Origin of the sequence: Billgrantia aerodenitrificans (genome assembly GCF_021404405.1) — a bacterium.
Classification (GTDB): Bacteria; Pseudomonadota; Gammaproteobacteria; order Pseudomonadales; family Halomonadaceae; genus Halomonas; species Halomonas aerodenitrificans.
This window is the reverse complement of sequence record NZ_JABFTV010000004.1, coordinates 112317-127767: the sequence shown is the minus strand read 5'-3', so window position 1 is coordinate 127767 and position 15451 is coordinate 112317. Positions and strand designations below refer to the sequence as shown.

Genomic DNA, 15451 nt, shown 5'->3' with positions numbered 1-15451 from the left:
CCATGCCGCCCGGCCGTGTCATAGCGGCACTCGCGCCGGCAGGCGCCAGCGCAGCGTTCGCGCCACCACCTGCTGCCCCGGGCGATAATCGCCCCGGGCGGCAGCCAGCGCGGCGGCAAGGGCAGCGTCGGCGATACGTTCGTGATCCTGCACCGCCGAATTGACCGGCAGCGGCAGGAAGTCGAGCAGGCGGTTGTCGCCGAAAGTGGCCAGGCGCAGCGTCTGCGGCAGCCCACCCTGCTCCAGCAGCACGTCGAAGACCCCGTCGAGCAGCGTGTAGGAAGCCGTGACCAGAGCATCGGGCAGGCCATGCTCGTCAAGCAGCTCGCGCATCAGGCGCGCTCCCTCGTCTCGCTCGTAGCGCTCGGCCCCGTACATGAGCACCGTGGCGTCACTGCCGGCCAGAGCCTGCCGGAACCCGCTGCGCCGCTCGTGGCTGATGGAGAGCCCCGGCACGGCATCCAGCCAGGCCACGCTTTTCACACCTTCGCCCAGCACCGAGCGCGTCAGCCGCTCGGCGGCTTCCCTGTCGTTGCTCACCACGCAGGCGAAGTGCCCGGGATCGAAGCCGCGGTCCACCGCGATCACCGGCAGGCCATCGGCCATCAGCTCGGCATAGAAAGGGTCATCCAGGGGCAAGCAGCTGGCGGTGATCAGCACCTCGCAGCGCTGGGCGCGCAGGGCCAGGGCCAGCTCACGCTCGCTCTCCGGCCGGTCGTCGGAGCCAACGATCAGCAGCTGGTAGCCCTGCTCTCGCGCGCCCCGCTCGAGCCGCTTCGCCAGCCGCGCATAGCTGGCATTCTCCAGGTCCGGCACGATCAGCCCGAGAATGCGACTCGAGCCCCGCCGCAGCGCGGCGGCCTGTGCATCCACCCGATAGCGGTGCTCGCGCACCACGGCCATGACCTTGTCGACAGTGTCCTGACTGATGCGCCGCTCGGTGGCCTGTCCATTGATCACGTAGCTGGCCGTGGTGCGCGAGACACCGGCCAGGCGTGCGATTTCAGCAAGTGTCATCGCTCTCCCCCGTTAACGGCCTGTCATTCTACGCCAGTGGCTGAGCACCTACCCCTGCCAAAGTCTAAGATCCTTGACTTGCGAAAGTAGATGAATCGATCCAGCATGAAGAATAGACAAGGTGACACGATTCAGCAAAACACAATCGACAAACCTGAACTTGATCCAGCTGTGTCGATCGGGGTCGCCGCCAACAGGAGATTGCCCATGCTCACGCTACGCCCCGAGGACGTCCGCCTCGACTGTCAGGCGCCTGACTGGCGCGATGCGCTGGAGCAGGCCGCCGAATCGCTGCACCGGGCGGGGCTGACCGCCCCCGCCTACCGCGACGGCCTGTTCCAGCGCGAGGCACAGTCCTCCACCTACCTCGGCAACGCCATCGCCATCCCCCACGGCACCCCGGAGAGCCGCGAGCACGTTCTCGCCACCGGCGTACGCGTGCTGCAGTTTCCCGCCGGGGTCGAGTGGCACGACGGCCAGCGCATCCACGTGCTGGTCGCCATTGCCGCCCAGAGCGACGAACACCTGGACATCCTGCGCCAGCTCACCCACGTACTTGACGACGACCGTGTCGGCGAGCGGCTGGCCGGTGCCGGTTCGGCGGCGGCCGTGGCCGCCCTGCTGTCGAAGGCGCAAGTGGAGGCACGTCTGGACACTGATACCCTGTGCCTCGGCTTTCCTGCCCGCGACGCCCGCGAACTGGCCCTGGCCGGCGCCGCCCGGCTGCGTCAGCTCGGCTGCGTGGGCAGCGATTTCGTCGCCGAGGTCGCCGAACGCGAGCTGGCGCCGCTGGGCCAGGGACTGTGGCTCAGCCTCGGCGAGCGCAGCGTCGCGGTGCCGGCGCTGGCACTGGCCACCCCGGATGAACGCCTGGAGAGCGGCGGCGAAGCGGTGAAGGGGGTGTTCTGCCTGGCTGCCCAGGGCGACGCCCACCGCAGCCTGCTGGAGCGCGTTCTGACCCTGCTCGACAGCGGTGCCGCCGCCGAGCTGCCCAGTGCCGATGCCACCACCGTGCTGGCACGCCTGGCCGGCGAATCCGCTGCGGCCCATACCCGGCTGGCCCGGGTGCTCAACGCCCACGGGCTGCATGCCCGCCCGGCCAAGCAGCTGGTGCAGGTGGCCCGGGAACAGGGCCTGCCGATCCAGGTACGGCTGGCCGAAGGCGGTGGCGCCGCGGTGTCCGCTTCCAGCTTGACCAAGGTGATCAACCTCGGTGCCCGCCGCGGCCAGCAACTGGTCTTCTCCGCCGAAGGCGCGGGAGCCCAGCAGGCCCTCGAGGCCGTGTGCCGAGCCATGGCGGACGGCCTCGGCGAGCACGTGCTGCCCTTCGACGAGAGTCGTGAGCGCAGCATGCCGCAGGCGGATGCCGCCCCCGTCGAGCCGCTGCCCGACGACATGCCGCACCCGGGGGTGGCAGCCTCGCCGGGGCTGGCCATCGCGCCGGTCTTCGTGCTGCAGACACCGCGCTTCGACTATCCCGAGCGCGCCGCCGACCCAGCCGAGCAGCAGCGGCGTCTGCGCCAGGCCCTCGTCGAGGGAGCGGCCCAGCTCGAGGCACTGGTGCAGCAGGCCCGCGGCGGCGAAGTGGCGCAGATTCTCTCCATGCACGAGGAGATGCTCACCGATCCTGAGCTGTTCGAGGCCGCCCGCGAAGGCATTCAGGAGGGCCGCTCGGCCGAGTCCGCCTGGTGGGAAGCCATCGAGACCGCCGCCCACGCCCAGGAGATGCTCGCCGACCGCCTGCTGGCCGAGCGCGCCGCCGACCTGCGCGACGTCGGTCGCCGCGTGCTTGGCGTGCTGTGCGAGGTGAAGCTGCCCGAGCCGCCGGAGACGCCCTACATCCTGGTGACCGATGACATCGGCCCTTCCGACGTGGCGCGGCTCGATACTCAGCGGGTGCGCGGCCTGCTCACCGCCCGCGGCGGTGCCACCGCGCACAGCGCGATTCTCGCCCGCGCCCTGGGCATTCCTGCCGTGGTAGGCGCTGGTGAACGGGTACTGACGCTGGCAGGCGGTCAGGAGCTGATTCTCGATGGCGAACGCGGCCGGGTGATTCCGGCACCCTCCGCCGAACGTCGCGCCAGCGCCGAGCAGCGTCTGGCCGAACGCGAGCGGCGCGAGGCCGAGGCGTGGCAGGCGCGCTTCGAGCCGGCCCAAACCCGTGACGGACATCGCGTGGAGGTGGCCGCCAACCTGGGCAACACCGCCCACGCCGCCGACGCCGTGGAGCGTGGCGCCGAGGGCATCGGCCTGCTGCGCACCGAGTTCCTGTTCATGGCCCACGCCCGGGAGCCGGATCTCGCCACGCAGATCGAGGAGTACCGCGAGGCCCTGGACGCCCTGGAGGGCCGCCCGCTGGTGGCCCGCACCCTCGACGTGGGCGGCGACAAGCCGCTGCCCTACTGGCCGGTGCCCAAGGAGGACAACCCCTTCCTCGGGCTGCGCGGTATCCGCCTCAGCCTGACCCGGCCCGAGGTGCTCGAGACCCAACTGCGGGCGCTGTTGATGGCGGCGGCCCCCGCCAGCGAGGCGGCGGACAAGCCACGGCCGCTGCGCATCATGCTGCCGATGGTCAAGGACGTGGGCGAATTCCGCGCCGCACGCGCCATCTTCGAGCGCCTGCTCGACGAGATTCCCGCCGCCGAGCGCGCCACCGACGTGCAGTTGGGGGTGATGATCGAGGTGCCTTCGGCGGCCCTGCTGGCACCTGTCTTGGCCGCCGAGGTCGACTTCTTCTCGGTAGGCACCAACGACCTGACCCAGTACACCCTGGCCATCGACCGCGACCACCCCGAGCTCTCGGCCCAAGCCGACGGCCTGCACCCGGCGGTGCTGCGCCTGATCGAGATGACCGTAGCGGCGGCTCATGCCCACGGCAAGTGGGTCGGGGTATGCGGCGAGCTGGCCAGCGACACCCTGGCGGTGCCGGTGCTGGTCGGGCTCGGCGTCGATGAGCTCTCGGTGAGCGCGCGCCAGGTACCGCTGGTCAAGGCCAGACTGCGCGAATTCGATCTCACCGAGGCCCGTGGCCAGGCCCAACTGGCATTGGCTCAGGCCACCAGCGAGGCGGTACGCGACGCCCTGGAGGTGCGCTGATGGCCCGCCTGCTCACTCTCACCCTGAATCCGGCGCTGGACCTCTCCGTCAGCCTGGAGCGGCTGGAGCCGGGCACGGTCAACCGCACCCATGAGACCCACCTGACGGCGGCCGGCAAGGGCGTCAACGTGGCCCGGGTGCTGGCCCAGTTGGGTCACGACGTGACGGTGTCGGGCTTTCTCGGCACCGACAACGACGGCCCCTTCCTGCGCGCCTTCGAAGCCATGGGCGTGGAAGACGCCTTCCTCCGCGTACCCGGCGAGACCCGCATCAATGCCAAGCTCGCCGAGGCCGACGGTCGCATCACCGACATCAACGGCCCCGGCGCGGCCATCGACGAAGCGGCCTGGCAGCGCTTGCTCGACGGTCTCGACACGCGCATCGGCGACCCGCGACGGCGCCCCGACGCTGTGGTGATCGCCGGCAGCCTGCCACCCGGCGTGACACCGGCCAATCTGGCCGAGCTGGTCACCCGGCTGCGCGAGGCGGGCCTGCCGGTGTGGGTCGATACCAGCGGCGCCGCCCTGGATCAAGCCATTGCGGCTCGCCCCACCGCGGTCAAGCCCAACGAGCTCGAGCTGGCCACCTGGGCCGGCAACACCCTCGACACGGCGGAAGCACGCCTGACCGCGGCACTACGCCTATACGCCGCCGGCATCGAGGAGGCTGTGGTCTCGGCCGGGGCTGCCGGGGTGCTGTGGGTCAGCCGTCGCGGCGCCTGGCAGGCCATGCCGCCCCGGGTCGGCGTCGCCAGCACCGTAGGCGCCGGCGATACCCTGCTGGCCGCCCTGCTGCATGGGGTGGTGTGCGGCCATCCGCCCGACCAGGCCCTGCGCCTGGCCACCGCACTCTCCGCTGAATCGGTTCGTCATCTGGGCGTGGGCAACCTCCACGCCGACGACTTCCCGCAACTCCAACAACAGACCCGCGTGCGTCGCCTCAACGACGTAGACGCAGGGGGAGCCCTCGCATGAACGTGATCATCGTCACCGCCTGCCCCAGCGGCATGGCCACCACCTTCCTCGCCGCCCGTCGCCTGGAGCAGGCCGCCCGTCGCCTGGGTTGGCAAGCCAGCGTCGAGATGCACAGCCAGCTCGAGGCCGTCGAGCCCGTCTCGGCCGACGCCATTGCCGCAGCCGAACTGGTCGTGGTCGCCGCCGACCAGATTCCCGCCGCCGAGCGCTTTGCCGGCAAGCGGCTGTTCCGCGCCGCCATCGGCGAAGCCCTGCCCGATCCCGAGGCGTTCCTGCAGCGCGCCCGGCGCGAGGCCGAGAGCTTCACTCCGCCCGCCCAGAGCGCGGTGGGTACTCAACATAAAGCGCCCGGCGGCAGCAAAATCGTCGCCGTGACCGCCTGCCCCACCGGCGTGGCCCACACCTTCATGGCCGCCGAGGCGCTGAGCGAGGCGGGCAAGAGCCTGGGCCATGCGATTCGCGTCGAGACCCAGGGCTCGGTGGGGGCGCAGAACAAGCTCACCGACGAGGAGATCGACGCGGCGGACGTGGTGATCCTGGCCTGCGACATCGAGGTCGATCCGACCCGCTTCGCCGGCAAGCGCATCTACCGCACCTCCACCGGTAACGCGCTGAAGAAGCCGCGCCCCACCATCGAGGCGGCCCTCGATCAGGCCGAGGTGGAAGAGACCGGCACCGCTCGCCGCAGCGATGCGAGCCGCAGCATCAAGGAGAAAGGGGTCTACAAACACCTGCTTACCGGGGTCTCCTTCATGCTGCCGATGGTGGTGGCCGGCGGCCTGCTGATCGCGCTCTCCTTCGTCTTCGGCATCGAGGCCTTCCAGGAAGAGGGCACCCTGGCCGCGGCACTGATGCAGATCGGCGGCGGCAGCGCCTTCGCCCTGATGATCCCGGTGCTGGCCGGCTATATCGCCTACTCCATCGCCGACCGGCCAGGCATCGCGCCGGGCATGATCGGCGGCATGCTGGCAGCCAACATCGAGGCCGGCTTCATCGGCGGCATCATCGCCGGCTTCCTGGCCGGCTACGTGGCGCTGGCGGTGACCCGCCACGTCAAGCTGCCGGCCAGCGTCGAGTCGCTCAAGCCGATCCTGATCATCCCGCTGGTGTCGAGCCTGGTCACCGGCCTGACCATGATCTACATCATCGGCGAGCCGGTGGCGGCGATACTCGCCGGCCTGACCAGCTTCCTTGCCGGCATGGACGCCACCAACGCGGTGCTGCTGGGTATCCTGCTCGGCGCCATGATGTGCTTCGACCTGGGTGGGCCGGTGAACAAGGCCGCCTACACCTTCGGCGTAGGCCTGCTGGCCTCGCAGACCTACGCGCCGATGGCGGCGATCATGGCCGCCGGTATGGTGCCGGCCATCGGCATGGGCATCGCCAGCTTCGTCGCCCGGCACAAGTTCTCCGAACCGGAGCGCGAGGCGGGCAAGGCGTCGTTCGTGCTGGGGCTGTGCTTCATCAGCGAAGGCGCCATTCCCTTCGCCGCCAAGGATCCGCTGCGCGTGATCCCCGCCTGCATCGCCGGTGGCGCGGTGACCGGCGCCCTCTCGATGCTGGTCGGCGCCCAACTGATGGCACCCCACGGCGGTATCTTCGTGCTGCTGATTCCCAACGCCATCACCCCGGTGCTGCTCTACCTCGGCGCCATCGTCATCGGTTCGCTGGTCACCGGCCTGGGCTACGCCGCGATCAAGCGCGGCGCCGCCCCGGTAGCCGTCGCCGCCAACGCCTGAGTGCGTTCATCAAACCAAAAAAAAGCCCGGCCACATGGCCGGGCAAATGACAGCACCTGGCTGCCGAGAGAGCACGAGAAAGGGGCGGAGCAGCCGCTCAGTGGTGGAAACGCTGGGCGGCTTCCTTGGCGAGCTGGCGAATGCCGTTCCAGTCCTCGGCCTCGACCAGGGACTTCGGCGTCAGCCACGAGCCGCCTACGCACATCACGTTCTTCAGCGCCAGGTAGTCTTCGGCGTTTTCCAGGGTGATGCCGCCGGTGGGACAGAAACGCGCCTCGGGGATAGGACCGGCGAAAGCCTTCAGCGCCTTGACGCCACCGCTGGCCTCGGCGGGGAAGAACTTGAAGCGACGATAGCCGTACTGCCAGCCGGTCATCAGCTCGGACACCGTGGCCACGCCGGGCAGCATCGGCACCGGACTGGTGACGCCATAGCGATAGAGCGCTTCGGTAGTGCCGGGGGTGACCACGAAGTCGGCGCCCACCTGCTCGCTCTGGCGATACTGAGCCGGTGTGAGCACCGTTCCCACGCCGATGCTGGCCTGGGGCAGCGCCTGCTTGAGGCGCTTCACCGCTTCCAGGGCGCAGTCGGTACGCAAGGTCACTTCCAGTACGGTGAGTCCGCCTTCGACCAGGGCGCGGCCGAGCGGCACGGCGTCCTCGATGCGCTCGATGGCCAGCACCGGAATGACCTCTGCCTTGAGGCAGATGCTGTCGAGCTCGGTGGTCCGCGTGGACGGCAGCTGTTTGTCGATGGTCATGAGCAAGACTCCAGGTCAGGGGGCCCAGTAGACGGCCAGCGGGCAGGAAAGAAAGGCACGGATCGGCAGTTCGCGCGAGTCGTCGCCGGACATGGCCCGGGCCAGTACGCTGCGTTTGTCGTCACCGGTGATGTACAAGACGTGGCGCCGCGCCTGATGCAGGCGGTCGGCGCTCAGAGTGATGCGCGGCTGGGGCTGGCTGGGGGTGCGTGCGGCCAGCACTGGAGCATCGGTGGTCAGGCCAAGCTCCAGCTCACGGCTGTCGGGGAAAAGCGAGGCGGTGTGACCGTCGCCGCCCATGCCCAGTACCACCAGGCTGGCGGGCCAGGTCAGCGCCTCGATGCGCCGGGTAACGGCCTCGACGCCCTGCTCGGGCGTCTCGTCGTCGGTGGTCAGCGCAACGAAGCTGGCCGCGGCGGCCTTGCCCTGCAGCAGATGGCGACGCACCAGGCGCGCATTGCTCGCTTCGTCGCTCTCGCTCACCCAGCGCTCGTCGGCCAGGGTCACCTCGACCCGCTCCCAAGGCAGCGCCTGTTTGGCCAGGGCCTGGAAGAACGGTACCGGCGTCGAGCCGCCGGAGAGCACCAGCAGCGCACGTTCCTGCTGCGCCAGGTCCTGACGCAGCGCCTCGGCGACGGCTTCGGCGAGCTGCTCGGCAAGCTGCTCGCGGGGTGTGGCGTTCGTCATGTCAGTAGTCCTCGTACCAGCTGCGCCCGTCCTGGGTGATCATGGCGATGGAGGCCACCGGCCCCCAGGAGCCGGCCGGATAGCGCCGCGGCGGCTCGCCCATCTCCTCCCAGGCGGCAATCAGACTGTCGCACCAGTGCCAGGCGTGCTCCACCTCGTCACGGCGCACGAACAGGTATTGGCGCCCCTTCATCACCTCGAGCAGCAGACGCTCGTAGGCATCGGGAATGCGCTCCTGAGGGAAGGCGCTGCCGAAATCCAGATGCAGCGGCCCGCGACGGAGGCGCATGCCGCGGTCCAGGCCGCTGTCCTTGGTCAGCACCTCCAGGGCGATGCCTTCGTCCGGCTGCAGGCGGATGATCAGCTTGTTAGCGGCCAGATTGCGCTGATCGGGGTCGAAGATGTAGTGCGCCTGCTGGCGGAAGTGAATCACGATCTGCGACAGCTTCTCGGGCATGCGCTTGCCGGTGCGCAGGTAGAACGGCACCCCGGCCCAGCGCCAGTTGGAGACGCCGGTCTTCATCGCGACGAAGGTCTCGGTGCCGCTCTCGCGGTTGGCGCCCTCCTCCTCGAGGTAGCCGGGCACGCCCTTGCCTTTGATGGTGCCGGCAATGTATTGGCCGCGCACCACGTCACGATTGAGCTTGGCCTCGCTGAAGGGCTGCAGCGCCTTGAGCACCTTGACCTTCTCGTCGCGGATGGCGTCGGCATCCAGGTTGGCCGGCGGGTCCATGGCGATCAGACAGACCAGCTGCAGCAGGTGATTCTGCACCATGTCGCGCAGCTGGCCGGCACGGTCGAAGTAGCCCCAGCGCCCCTCGATGCCGACCTGCTCGGCCACGGTGATCTCCACGTGGGAGATGTGGTTCTGATTCCACTGGGTGCCGAACAGGGGATTGGCGAAGCGCAGCGCGATCAGGTTCTGGACGGTCTCCTTGCCGAGATAGTGATCGATGCGGTAGACCCGGGACTCCGGGAACACCTCGCCGATGGCATCGTTGATCTCGCAGGAGGATTCGAAGTCGTAGCCGATCGGTTTCTCGACCACCACCCGGGAAAGCTCGTCGAGACATTCACCGGCCTGAAGATTGCGGCAGATATCGCCATACAGGCTGGCCGGCACGGCCAGATAGACGACCAGGGGGCAGACCACGGTGTCGTGACGCACGGCCTTGCGCCACTCGGCGATGGCGCGATAGCCCTCGGCAGTGCCGAAGTCGAGCTGCAGGAAATCGAGACGCGCGGTGAAACGCTTGACGGTCTCGCGGTCCAGCTCGGCAGGCTTGACGTAGGTCTGCAGGGTTTCGGCCACGCGCTTGCGGAAGGCATCGGTCTGCATCTCCTGGCGCGCCAACCCGAGGATGCGCGTGTCGTCGTGCAGCAGCCCCTCGCGGTCGAGATGGTACAGCGCGGGATAGAGCTTGCGCAGCGACAGGTCGCCCAGGGCGCCGAACAGCGCCAGATCGATGACCGGCCGATCCTCGTCCTCAGACCGCCTGGTTGCCTTCATGTTTGCCCCCAATCTGGTTAACTTACATAAAAAATACGTCAGCACCACTTACCGCGCAATGTTTGTTTTGTAATATTACACTAATTTCCTAACAATGAGCTTGCCTCATTCGCGGCCGGGACGACACCGCGATAGGATAGCCCATCATTTTGTTGTTAAATCACTACATCATCTGTTTCAGAGAGTCGCAACCGCCATGGCCCATGATCTGCTGCAACGCATTCGACAACGCCTCGATGAGCTCAACCGCTCAGAGCGCAAGGTAGCAGACGTCATCCTGGCCGACCCGGCGCGGGCCACCGGCCTGAGCATAGCCAGCCTGGCCCAGGCCGCCTCGGTCAGCGAGCCCACCGTCAACCGTTTCTGCCGCAGCTTCGATGCCAAGGGCTATCCCGACTTCAAGATCAAGCTGGCCCAGAGCCTGGCCGGCGGCACGCCCTATGTCAGCCAGTCGGTGGAGCCCGGCGATGCGGCGGCGGACTACACGGGCAAGATCTTCGGCGCCACCATCGCCGCCCTCGACGAAGCCAGCCGCACGCTGGACCCGGCCCGCATCGAGCGGGTGGTGGACTACCTCATTCAGGCCAAGCAGATCCACTTCTTCGGCCTGGGTGCCTCCGGCGCGGTGGCACAGGATGCCCAGCACAAGTTCTTCCGCTTCAACCTGCCGGTCACGGCCTATGTCGACGTGCTGATGCAGCGCATGGTGGCATCGGCCTGCCATACCGGCGACGTGGTAGTGGTCATCTCCTGGACCGGGCGCACCCGCGAGCTGGTCGACATCGCCCGCCTGGCGCGGGAGAGCGGCGCCGTGGTGCTGGGCATCACAGCACCCGACTCGCCGCTGGCCACGGAGTGCACCGAAACCCTGGAGGTCGCCACCCCTGAGGACACCGACGTCTACATGCCGATGACCTCACGCATGATCCAGCTCACCCTGATCGACGTGCTGGCCACCGGGGTGACCCTGCGTCGCGGCGAGGACTTCCTGCCGCACCTGAAGAAGATCAAGGACAGCCTGCAGGAGACCCGCTACCCGGCGACGCGCCAGGATTGAGTCCAGCGGCCGAAGGGTTGTCAGGGCGCCGTGACGGCACAACAATAACGGCTCCCTTCCTTCTCACTTCGAGGCCCTCGATGCAACGGATCGCACGTTCTGCCATTTCTCTCTCCGCCCTCGCCTTCGCCCTGTTGGCGCAGGGTGCCGCCGCCGAGACCTTCCGCTTCACCGCCATCCCCGACGAGGATCAGGCGCGTCTGGTCGAGCGCTTCGGCAAGGTGGCCGACTACCTCGAGGAGCGCCTCGGGGTCGAGGTGGAGTACGTACCGGTGAAGTCCTACAGCGCCGCGGTCACCGCTTTCCGCAACGATCAGGTCCAGTTGGCCTGGTTCGGCGGCCTCTCCGGCGTGCAGGCGCGGCGCCTGGTCCCGGGCTCCCAGGCACTGGCCCAGGGCAGCGAGGACGATGCCTTCATGAGCTACTTCATCGCTCACGAGTCCACCGGCCTCGAGCGTGCCGACGAGCTGCCCGACGAGCTGGAAGGCATGAGCCTCACCTTCGGCTCGCGCACCTCCACCTCCGGGCGCCTGATGCCGGAACACTTCTTCCGTGAGCGCTTCGACGACGTCGACCCGGAGCGCTTCTTCTCCCGCGTCGGCTACTCCGGCGATCACTCGCGCACCATTGCTCTGGTCGAAGCCGGCACCTACGACATCGGCGCGGTCAACTATACGGTGTGGGAAGCCGCCGTCGAGAATGGCCGGGTCAATACCGACCAGGTCCGGGTGATCTGGGCCACGCCGCCCTACCCGGACTACAACTGGACCCTGCGCGGCGACGCCGACGAACGCTTCGGCGAAGGCTTCACCGAGAAGGTGCGGGCCGCCTTCCTCGAGATGGACGACCCGGAGCTGCTCGCCTCCTTCCCCCGTGAGGCGTTCATTCCCGCCGACAACGACCTTTATGCCCCCATCGAGGAGGTGGCCGAAGAGCTCGGCCTGCTGCGCTGATGGAGAGCGAGCAACGGCGCCTGCTGGTTCGCTTCGAGGGCGAGGATCTCGGTCACGGCGCGCATGTGGTGCTGCCGCGCCTGAGCCTTGCCCTGCACCAGGGCGAGCGGGTCGCCCTGCTCGGCCAGAGCGGCGCCGGCAAGTCGACGCTGCTCGCTGAGCTGCGCCGCCGGCTGGGGGGAGAGGCGGCCTGGTGCCCTCAGCATCACGGCCTGGTGCCGCAGCTTGCCGTCTATCACAACGTCTTCATGGGGCGCCTGCCGGAGCATTCGGCGCTGGCCAATCTGTGGAACCTGGTGCGCCCACTGCGCGGGCCATGGCGGGAAGTGGCCGCACTGTGCGACGAACTGGGCCTGAACGGCCTGATCCGCCGCCCGGTGGGCGAGCTTTCCGGCGGCCAGCGCCAGCGGGTGGCCATCGCCCGCGCCCTGTATCAGGCCCGCCCGCTGTTCCTGGGTGACGAACCGGTGGCCAGCGTCGATCCTCACCAGGCGCTGCGGCTGCTGGACCTGATCGACTCCCGCCACACCACCTCGGTAGTGGCGCTGCACCAGCGCGAGCTGGCGCTCTCCCACTTCGACCGGGTGTGGGGGTTGCGCGACGGCCGCCTGGCGATCGATGCCCGCGCCGACGAGCTCAGCCTGGCCGAACTCGATGCGCTCTATCCCGACGCCGCGGAACCGGCCGGCAGCCCACCGCCCGGCAACGACGACGTGCCGCTGCCCAGCCCCGAGGCGCTGCCCTGCGCCCGAGGGCGGCCATGAGCGATAGTCTGGTCGACAGCCGTCCGCCCTCGGCACGCAGCTGGTGGCGCGGCGGCTCCCCCGGCCTGCGCCTGGCCCGTCACAGCCTGGGCCTGGTGGCGCTTGCCGTGCTGCTGGTGCCCTTCGCCGACCTGGCCATTCACACCCGCGACCCCTGGGGCGAACTCGGGCGCATGGCCGCCGGGCTGGCCTGGCCCGCCTGGAGCGCGCTGGAATCACCCTTCACGGCCCTGGGCCTGACCGTGGCGGTGGCCCTGTGGGGCACCCTGGCCGGGGTGGTGCTGGGCTTTCCCCTGGCGCTGCTGTTCGCCCGCTCACGCCTGGTGCGCGCCGGCTGCGCCTTCGTGCGCGCCATTCACGAGCTGTTCTGGGCACTGCTGTTCCTGCAGGTGTTCGGTCTCTCGGCACTCACCGCCCTGGCGGCGCTGGCGATTCCCTATGCCGGTATCTTCGCCAAGGTCTACGCCGAGATCCTCGAGCAGACGCCGCGCGCACCGCGCGACGCCCTGCCACCCGGCAGCGGACGGCTGGCACGCTTCGTCTACGCCGAGCTGCCGCTGGCCTGGTCCCAGCTCGCCGCCTATACCCGCTATCGCTTCGAGTGCGGCCTGCGCGCCAGCGTGCTGCTCGGCTTCGTCGGCCTGCCGACCCTGGGCTTCCATCTCGAGACTGCCTTTCGCGAGGGCCGCTATCACGAGGCGGGGGCGCTGCTGTGGCTGTTCTATCTGCTGATCGCCAGCCTGCCGTGGTGGGGCCACAAACGGCTGATCCCGCTGCTGCTGGTGGGGGGCGTCTGGCTGCTGGGGCCGTGGCCCAACGTGGACGGCGCGCTGCTGTGGCGCTTCGTCTCCGAGGATATCTGGCCGGCGGCGTTGCTGGCCGGCGACTGGGCGGGAGTGCTCGCCTGGCTGGCGCGGATCCCGGCGCTGGGACCGGCCATCGGCAATACCCTGCTACTGGGTCTGCTCGGCACCGTCGGCGCGCTCGCCGTGGCGCTGCTCCTGTGGCCGCTGGCAAGCCGGCACTTCGGCAATCGCGGCACGCGACTGGCCGGGCACGGCGTGCTGATCTTCCTGCGCTCGACACCGGAGCTGATGCTGGCGTTCGTCTTCCTGCTGCTGCTCGGCCCCTCGCTGCTGCCCGCCTGGCTGGCCCTGGCGCTGCACAACGGGGCCCTGATCGCCTTCCTGGTGGCACGCCACGCCGATGCCATCAACCCCGGCATGCCGGGCCTGCCGGCCAGCGGGCGCCTGGCCTACGAGCTGCTGCCGCGGGTCTACCCCGGGCTGCTGGCGCTGCTCTACTATCGCGCCGAGGTGATCCTGCGCGAAACGGCGATTCTCGGCATGCTGGGGGTGGCCACGCTGGGCTTCTATATCGAAGAGGGCTTCGACTACCTGATGTTCGACGTGGCCTTCTTCCTGCTGCTGGTCACCGCCGCGCTCAACATCGCCGTGGACGCCCTCTCGCGACGGCTGCGGCCGCGAGAAGCGCCGTTGGACGACCCCTGCGTGAGATAGGCGGGGCTTCAGTAGCTGTATTCGCCGCCGACGACTGCCGCCGTGACGGTGATCTCCACCTTGAGCTCATCGGCAGGCATGGGCGCGCAGACGCAGGTGCGCGCCGGGGCGTGGCCGGTGGGTACCCAGGCGTCCCACACCGCGTTCATGGCGGAGAAATCGCTGCCATCCTTGAGGTAGATCGTCGCCGTGAGCAGATGCTCGCGGTCGGAGCCGATCTCGGCCAGCAGCGCATCCACCCGCGCCAGCATGCTTTCGGTCTGCTCGGTGATGTCGCCGTGGCGCGCCTCGGGGCCGGCCACCTGACCGCACAGGTAAGCGATACCGTGATGGATCACGGCGCGGCTCATACGCGCCTTGGTGTCATGACGGACGATGGTCATCTGGTTCTCCTCGGAAGTTAAAGCCCGTCGATTCTACCGCATCCCCAGCGCTCAGCGTCGATGCCCCACCGGTATCCGCAGGGATACCTCCTGTGCGGTATATCCAGCCAACGTTATGCATGGCAGTATACGACGGATCGTTATATCCAGCGGGATATGACGATGACTCGCCCTCGCCGGACGAGCACAGAAGAACCCAACGGGGGAACGATCGATGAGCCGTGTTTTTCGTCTACTGGCCGGCGTGGCCGTCCTCGGCCTGAGCCTCACCATCGCAACGACCCTGGCCGACCCGCAGCCGACCCGTATTGCCGCCGCCTCGGACCTGCGCTTCGCCATGGACGAGATCCTGGAGAACTTCGCCGCCGATCATCCCGAGCATCCCATCGAGGTGCTCTATGGCTCCTCGGGGCGTTTTCGCAGCCAGATCGAGCATGGCGCTCCCTTCGATCTGTTCTTCTCGGCGGACATCGCCTACCCCCAGGCACTGAAAGAGGCCGGCCATGCCGCCGGCGAGGTGATCCCCTACGCCGAGGGCCGCATCGTGATTTGGAGCGACGGACTCGACGCCTCGTCGCTGACCCTGGACGACCTCGCCGACGAACGCTTCCGCCGCATCGCCATCGCCAACCCCCGCCATGCGCCCTATGGCGACCGGGCCCAGGAGGCCCTGCGTGCCAGCGGCCTGTGGGAGACGCTGGAGCGGCGGCTGGTGTTCGGCGAGAACATCGCCCACACCATGCAGCTGGTGCAGAGCGGTGCCGCCGAGGTGGGCATCATCGCCCTGTCGCTGGTCCGCCACCCGTCGATACTCGACCAGGGCGGCTACCATTTGATCGACGATTCCCTTCACGCACCGCTCACCCAGGGCTTCATCATCACCCGCCGCGCCGCCGACAACCCTACCGCCCGGCTGTTCGCCGACTACATGGGCTCGGCGGAAACCCGCAGCATCATGCGTGCCTATGGCTTCCAGCTACCCGATGAGTAA

At 68.7% G+C, this 15451-nt stretch carries 13 protein-coding genes; 8 read left to right on the top strand and 5 right to left on the bottom strand.

Going from position 1 to position 15451, the window contains the following annotated elements; translation table 11 throughout:
• Positions 1–18 precede the first annotated feature (18 nt).
• Positions 19–1017, bottom strand: a complete 999-nt coding sequence (gene cra / locus HOP59_RS08910; RefSeq protein WP_234253628.1) for a catabolite repressor/activator — start codon at positions 1015–1017, stop codon at positions 19–21.
• Positions 1018–1224: 207 nt separating this feature from the next.
• On the opposite strand from cra, the gene ptsP reads away from it, so the two are divergent.
• From ptsP to HOP59_RS08895, 3 genes are read left to right on the top strand one after another with little or no spacing between them, the layout of a single operon-like run.
• A complete protein-coding gene (gene ptsP, locus HOP59_RS08905; protein WP_234253627.1) occupies positions 1225–4113 on the top strand; it encodes a phosphoenolpyruvate--protein phosphotransferase in 2889 nt (962 codons plus the stop codon).
• Positions 4113–5087, top strand: coding sequence for a 1-phosphofructokinase (pfkB, locus tag HOP59_RS08900; protein WP_234253626.1), 975 nt, complete (start codon positions 4113–4115; stop codon positions 5085–5087). Before ptsP ends, pfkB begins: the two co-directional genes overlap by 1 nt.
• Positions 5084–6826, top strand: coding sequence for a PTS fructose-like transporter subunit IIB (locus HOP59_RS08895; protein ID WP_234253624.1), 1743 nt, complete (start codon positions 5084–5086; stop codon positions 6824–6826). Before pfkB ends, HOP59_RS08895 begins: the two co-directional genes overlap by 4 nt.
• A 97-nt stretch (positions 6827–6923) precedes the next feature.
• Here HOP59_RS08895 and HOP59_RS08890 read toward each other — a convergent pair whose 3' ends face one another.
• Genes HOP59_RS08890 through zwf form a run of 3 tightly spaced genes read right to left on the bottom strand, consistent with a single transcriptional unit; the run spans position 6924 to position 9783 of the window.
• Complete coding sequence (locus HOP59_RS08890; protein WP_234253622.1) at positions 6924–7586, bottom strand: bifunctional 4-hydroxy-2-oxoglutarate aldolase/2-dehydro-3-deoxy-phosphogluconate aldolase; 663 nt, start codon at positions 7584–7586, stop codon at positions 6924–6926.
• A gap of 15 nt (positions 7587–7601) precedes the next feature.
• Positions 7602–8273 (bottom strand): 6-phosphogluconolactonase, encoded by a 672-nt coding sequence (gene pgl, locus HOP59_RS08885; RefSeq protein WP_234253620.1) that lies wholly within the window; start codon positions 8271–8273, stop codon positions 7602–7604.
• A gap of 1 nt (position 8274) precedes the next feature.
• Entirely contained in the window at positions 8275–9783 is a 1509-nt protein-coding gene (gene zwf / locus HOP59_RS08880; RefSeq protein ID WP_234253619.1) for a glucose-6-phosphate dehydrogenase, read from the bottom strand.
• A gap of 196 nt (positions 9784–9979) precedes the next feature.
• On the opposite strand from zwf, the gene HOP59_RS08875 reads away from it, so the two are divergent.
• From HOP59_RS08875 to HOP59_RS08860, 4 genes are all read left to right on the top strand, one after another.
• Positions 9980–10840, top strand: a complete 861-nt coding sequence (locus HOP59_RS08875; RefSeq protein ID WP_010627119.1) for a MurR/RpiR family transcriptional regulator — start codon at positions 9980–9982, stop codon at positions 10838–10840.
• Between the two features lie 80 nt (positions 10841–10920).
• On the top strand, positions 10921–11793 hold the full coding sequence (locus HOP59_RS08870) for a putative selenate ABC transporter substrate-binding protein (protein WP_234253616.1): 873 nt from the start codon (positions 10921–10923) through the stop codon (positions 11791–11793).
• Positions 11793–12557 (top strand): ATP-binding cassette domain-containing protein, encoded by a 765-nt coding sequence (locus HOP59_RS08865; protein WP_234253615.1) that lies wholly within the window; start codon positions 11793–11795, stop codon positions 12555–12557. Before HOP59_RS08870 ends, HOP59_RS08865 begins: the two co-directional genes overlap by 1 nt.
• Positions 12554–14077 (top strand): PhnE/PtxC family ABC transporter permease, encoded by a 1524-nt coding sequence (locus HOP59_RS08860; protein ID WP_234253614.1) that lies wholly within the window; start codon positions 12554–12556, stop codon positions 14075–14077. The genes HOP59_RS08865 and HOP59_RS08860 overlap by 4 nt, the downstream gene beginning before the upstream one ends.
• Before the next feature lie 8 nt (positions 14078–14085).
• On the opposite strand, the gene HOP59_RS08855 is transcribed toward HOP59_RS08860, so the two are convergent.
• Positions 14086–14460 (bottom strand): RidA family protein, encoded by a 375-nt coding sequence (locus HOP59_RS08855; RefSeq protein ID WP_234253613.1) that lies wholly within the window; start codon positions 14458–14460, stop codon positions 14086–14088.
• Between the two features lie 214 nt (positions 14461–14674).
• Between HOP59_RS08855 and modA the strand changes: the two genes are divergently transcribed.
• Positions 14675–15451, top strand: coding sequence for a molybdate ABC transporter substrate-binding protein (gene modA, locus HOP59_RS08850; RefSeq protein ID WP_234253612.1), 777 nt, complete (start codon positions 14675–14677; stop codon positions 15449–15451).

Coding starts and splice junctions, on each gene's coding strand:
- cra (WP_234253628.1), bottom strand. CDS start 1,017: ATGACACTTGCTGAAATCGCACGCCTGGCCGGTGTCTCGCGCACCACG.
- ptsP (WP_234253627.1), top strand. CDS start 1,225: ATGCTCACGCTACGCCCCGAGGACGTCCGCCTCGACTGTCAGGCGCCT.
- pfkB (WP_234253626.1), top strand. CDS start 4,113: ATGGCCCGCCTGCTCACTCTCACCCTGAATCCGGCGCTGGACCTCTCC.
- HOP59_RS08895 (WP_234253624.1), top strand. CDS start 5,084: ATGAACGTGATCATCGTCACCGCCTGCCCCAGCGGCATGGCCACCACC.
- HOP59_RS08890 (WP_234253622.1), bottom strand. CDS start 7,586: ATGACCATCGACAAACAGCTGCCGTCCACGCGGACCACCGAGCTCGAC.
- pgl (WP_234253620.1), bottom strand. CDS start 8,273: ATGACGAACGCCACACCCCGCGAGCAGCTTGCCGAGCAGCTCGCCGAA.
- zwf (WP_234253619.1), bottom strand. CDS start 9,783: ATGAAGGCAACCAGGCGGTCTGAGGACGAGGATCGGCCGGTCATCGAT.
- HOP59_RS08875 (WP_010627119.1), top strand. CDS start 9,980: ATGGCCCATGATCTGCTGCAACGCATTCGACAACGCCTCGATGAGCTC.
- HOP59_RS08870 (WP_234253616.1), top strand. CDS start 10,921: ATGCAACGGATCGCACGTTCTGCCATTTCTCTCTCCGCCCTCGCCTTC.
- HOP59_RS08865 (WP_234253615.1), top strand. CDS start 11,793: ATGGAGAGCGAGCAACGGCGCCTGCTGGTTCGCTTCGAGGGCGAGGAT.
- HOP59_RS08860 (WP_234253614.1), top strand. CDS start 12,554: ATGAGCGATAGTCTGGTCGACAGCCGTCCGCCCTCGGCACGCAGCTGG.
- HOP59_RS08855 (WP_234253613.1), bottom strand. CDS start 14,460: ATGACCATCGTCCGTCATGACACCAAGGCGCGTATGAGCCGCGCCGTG.
- modA (WP_234253612.1), top strand. CDS start 14,675: ATGAGCCGTGTTTTTCGTCTACTGGCCGGCGTGGCCGTCCTCGGCCTG.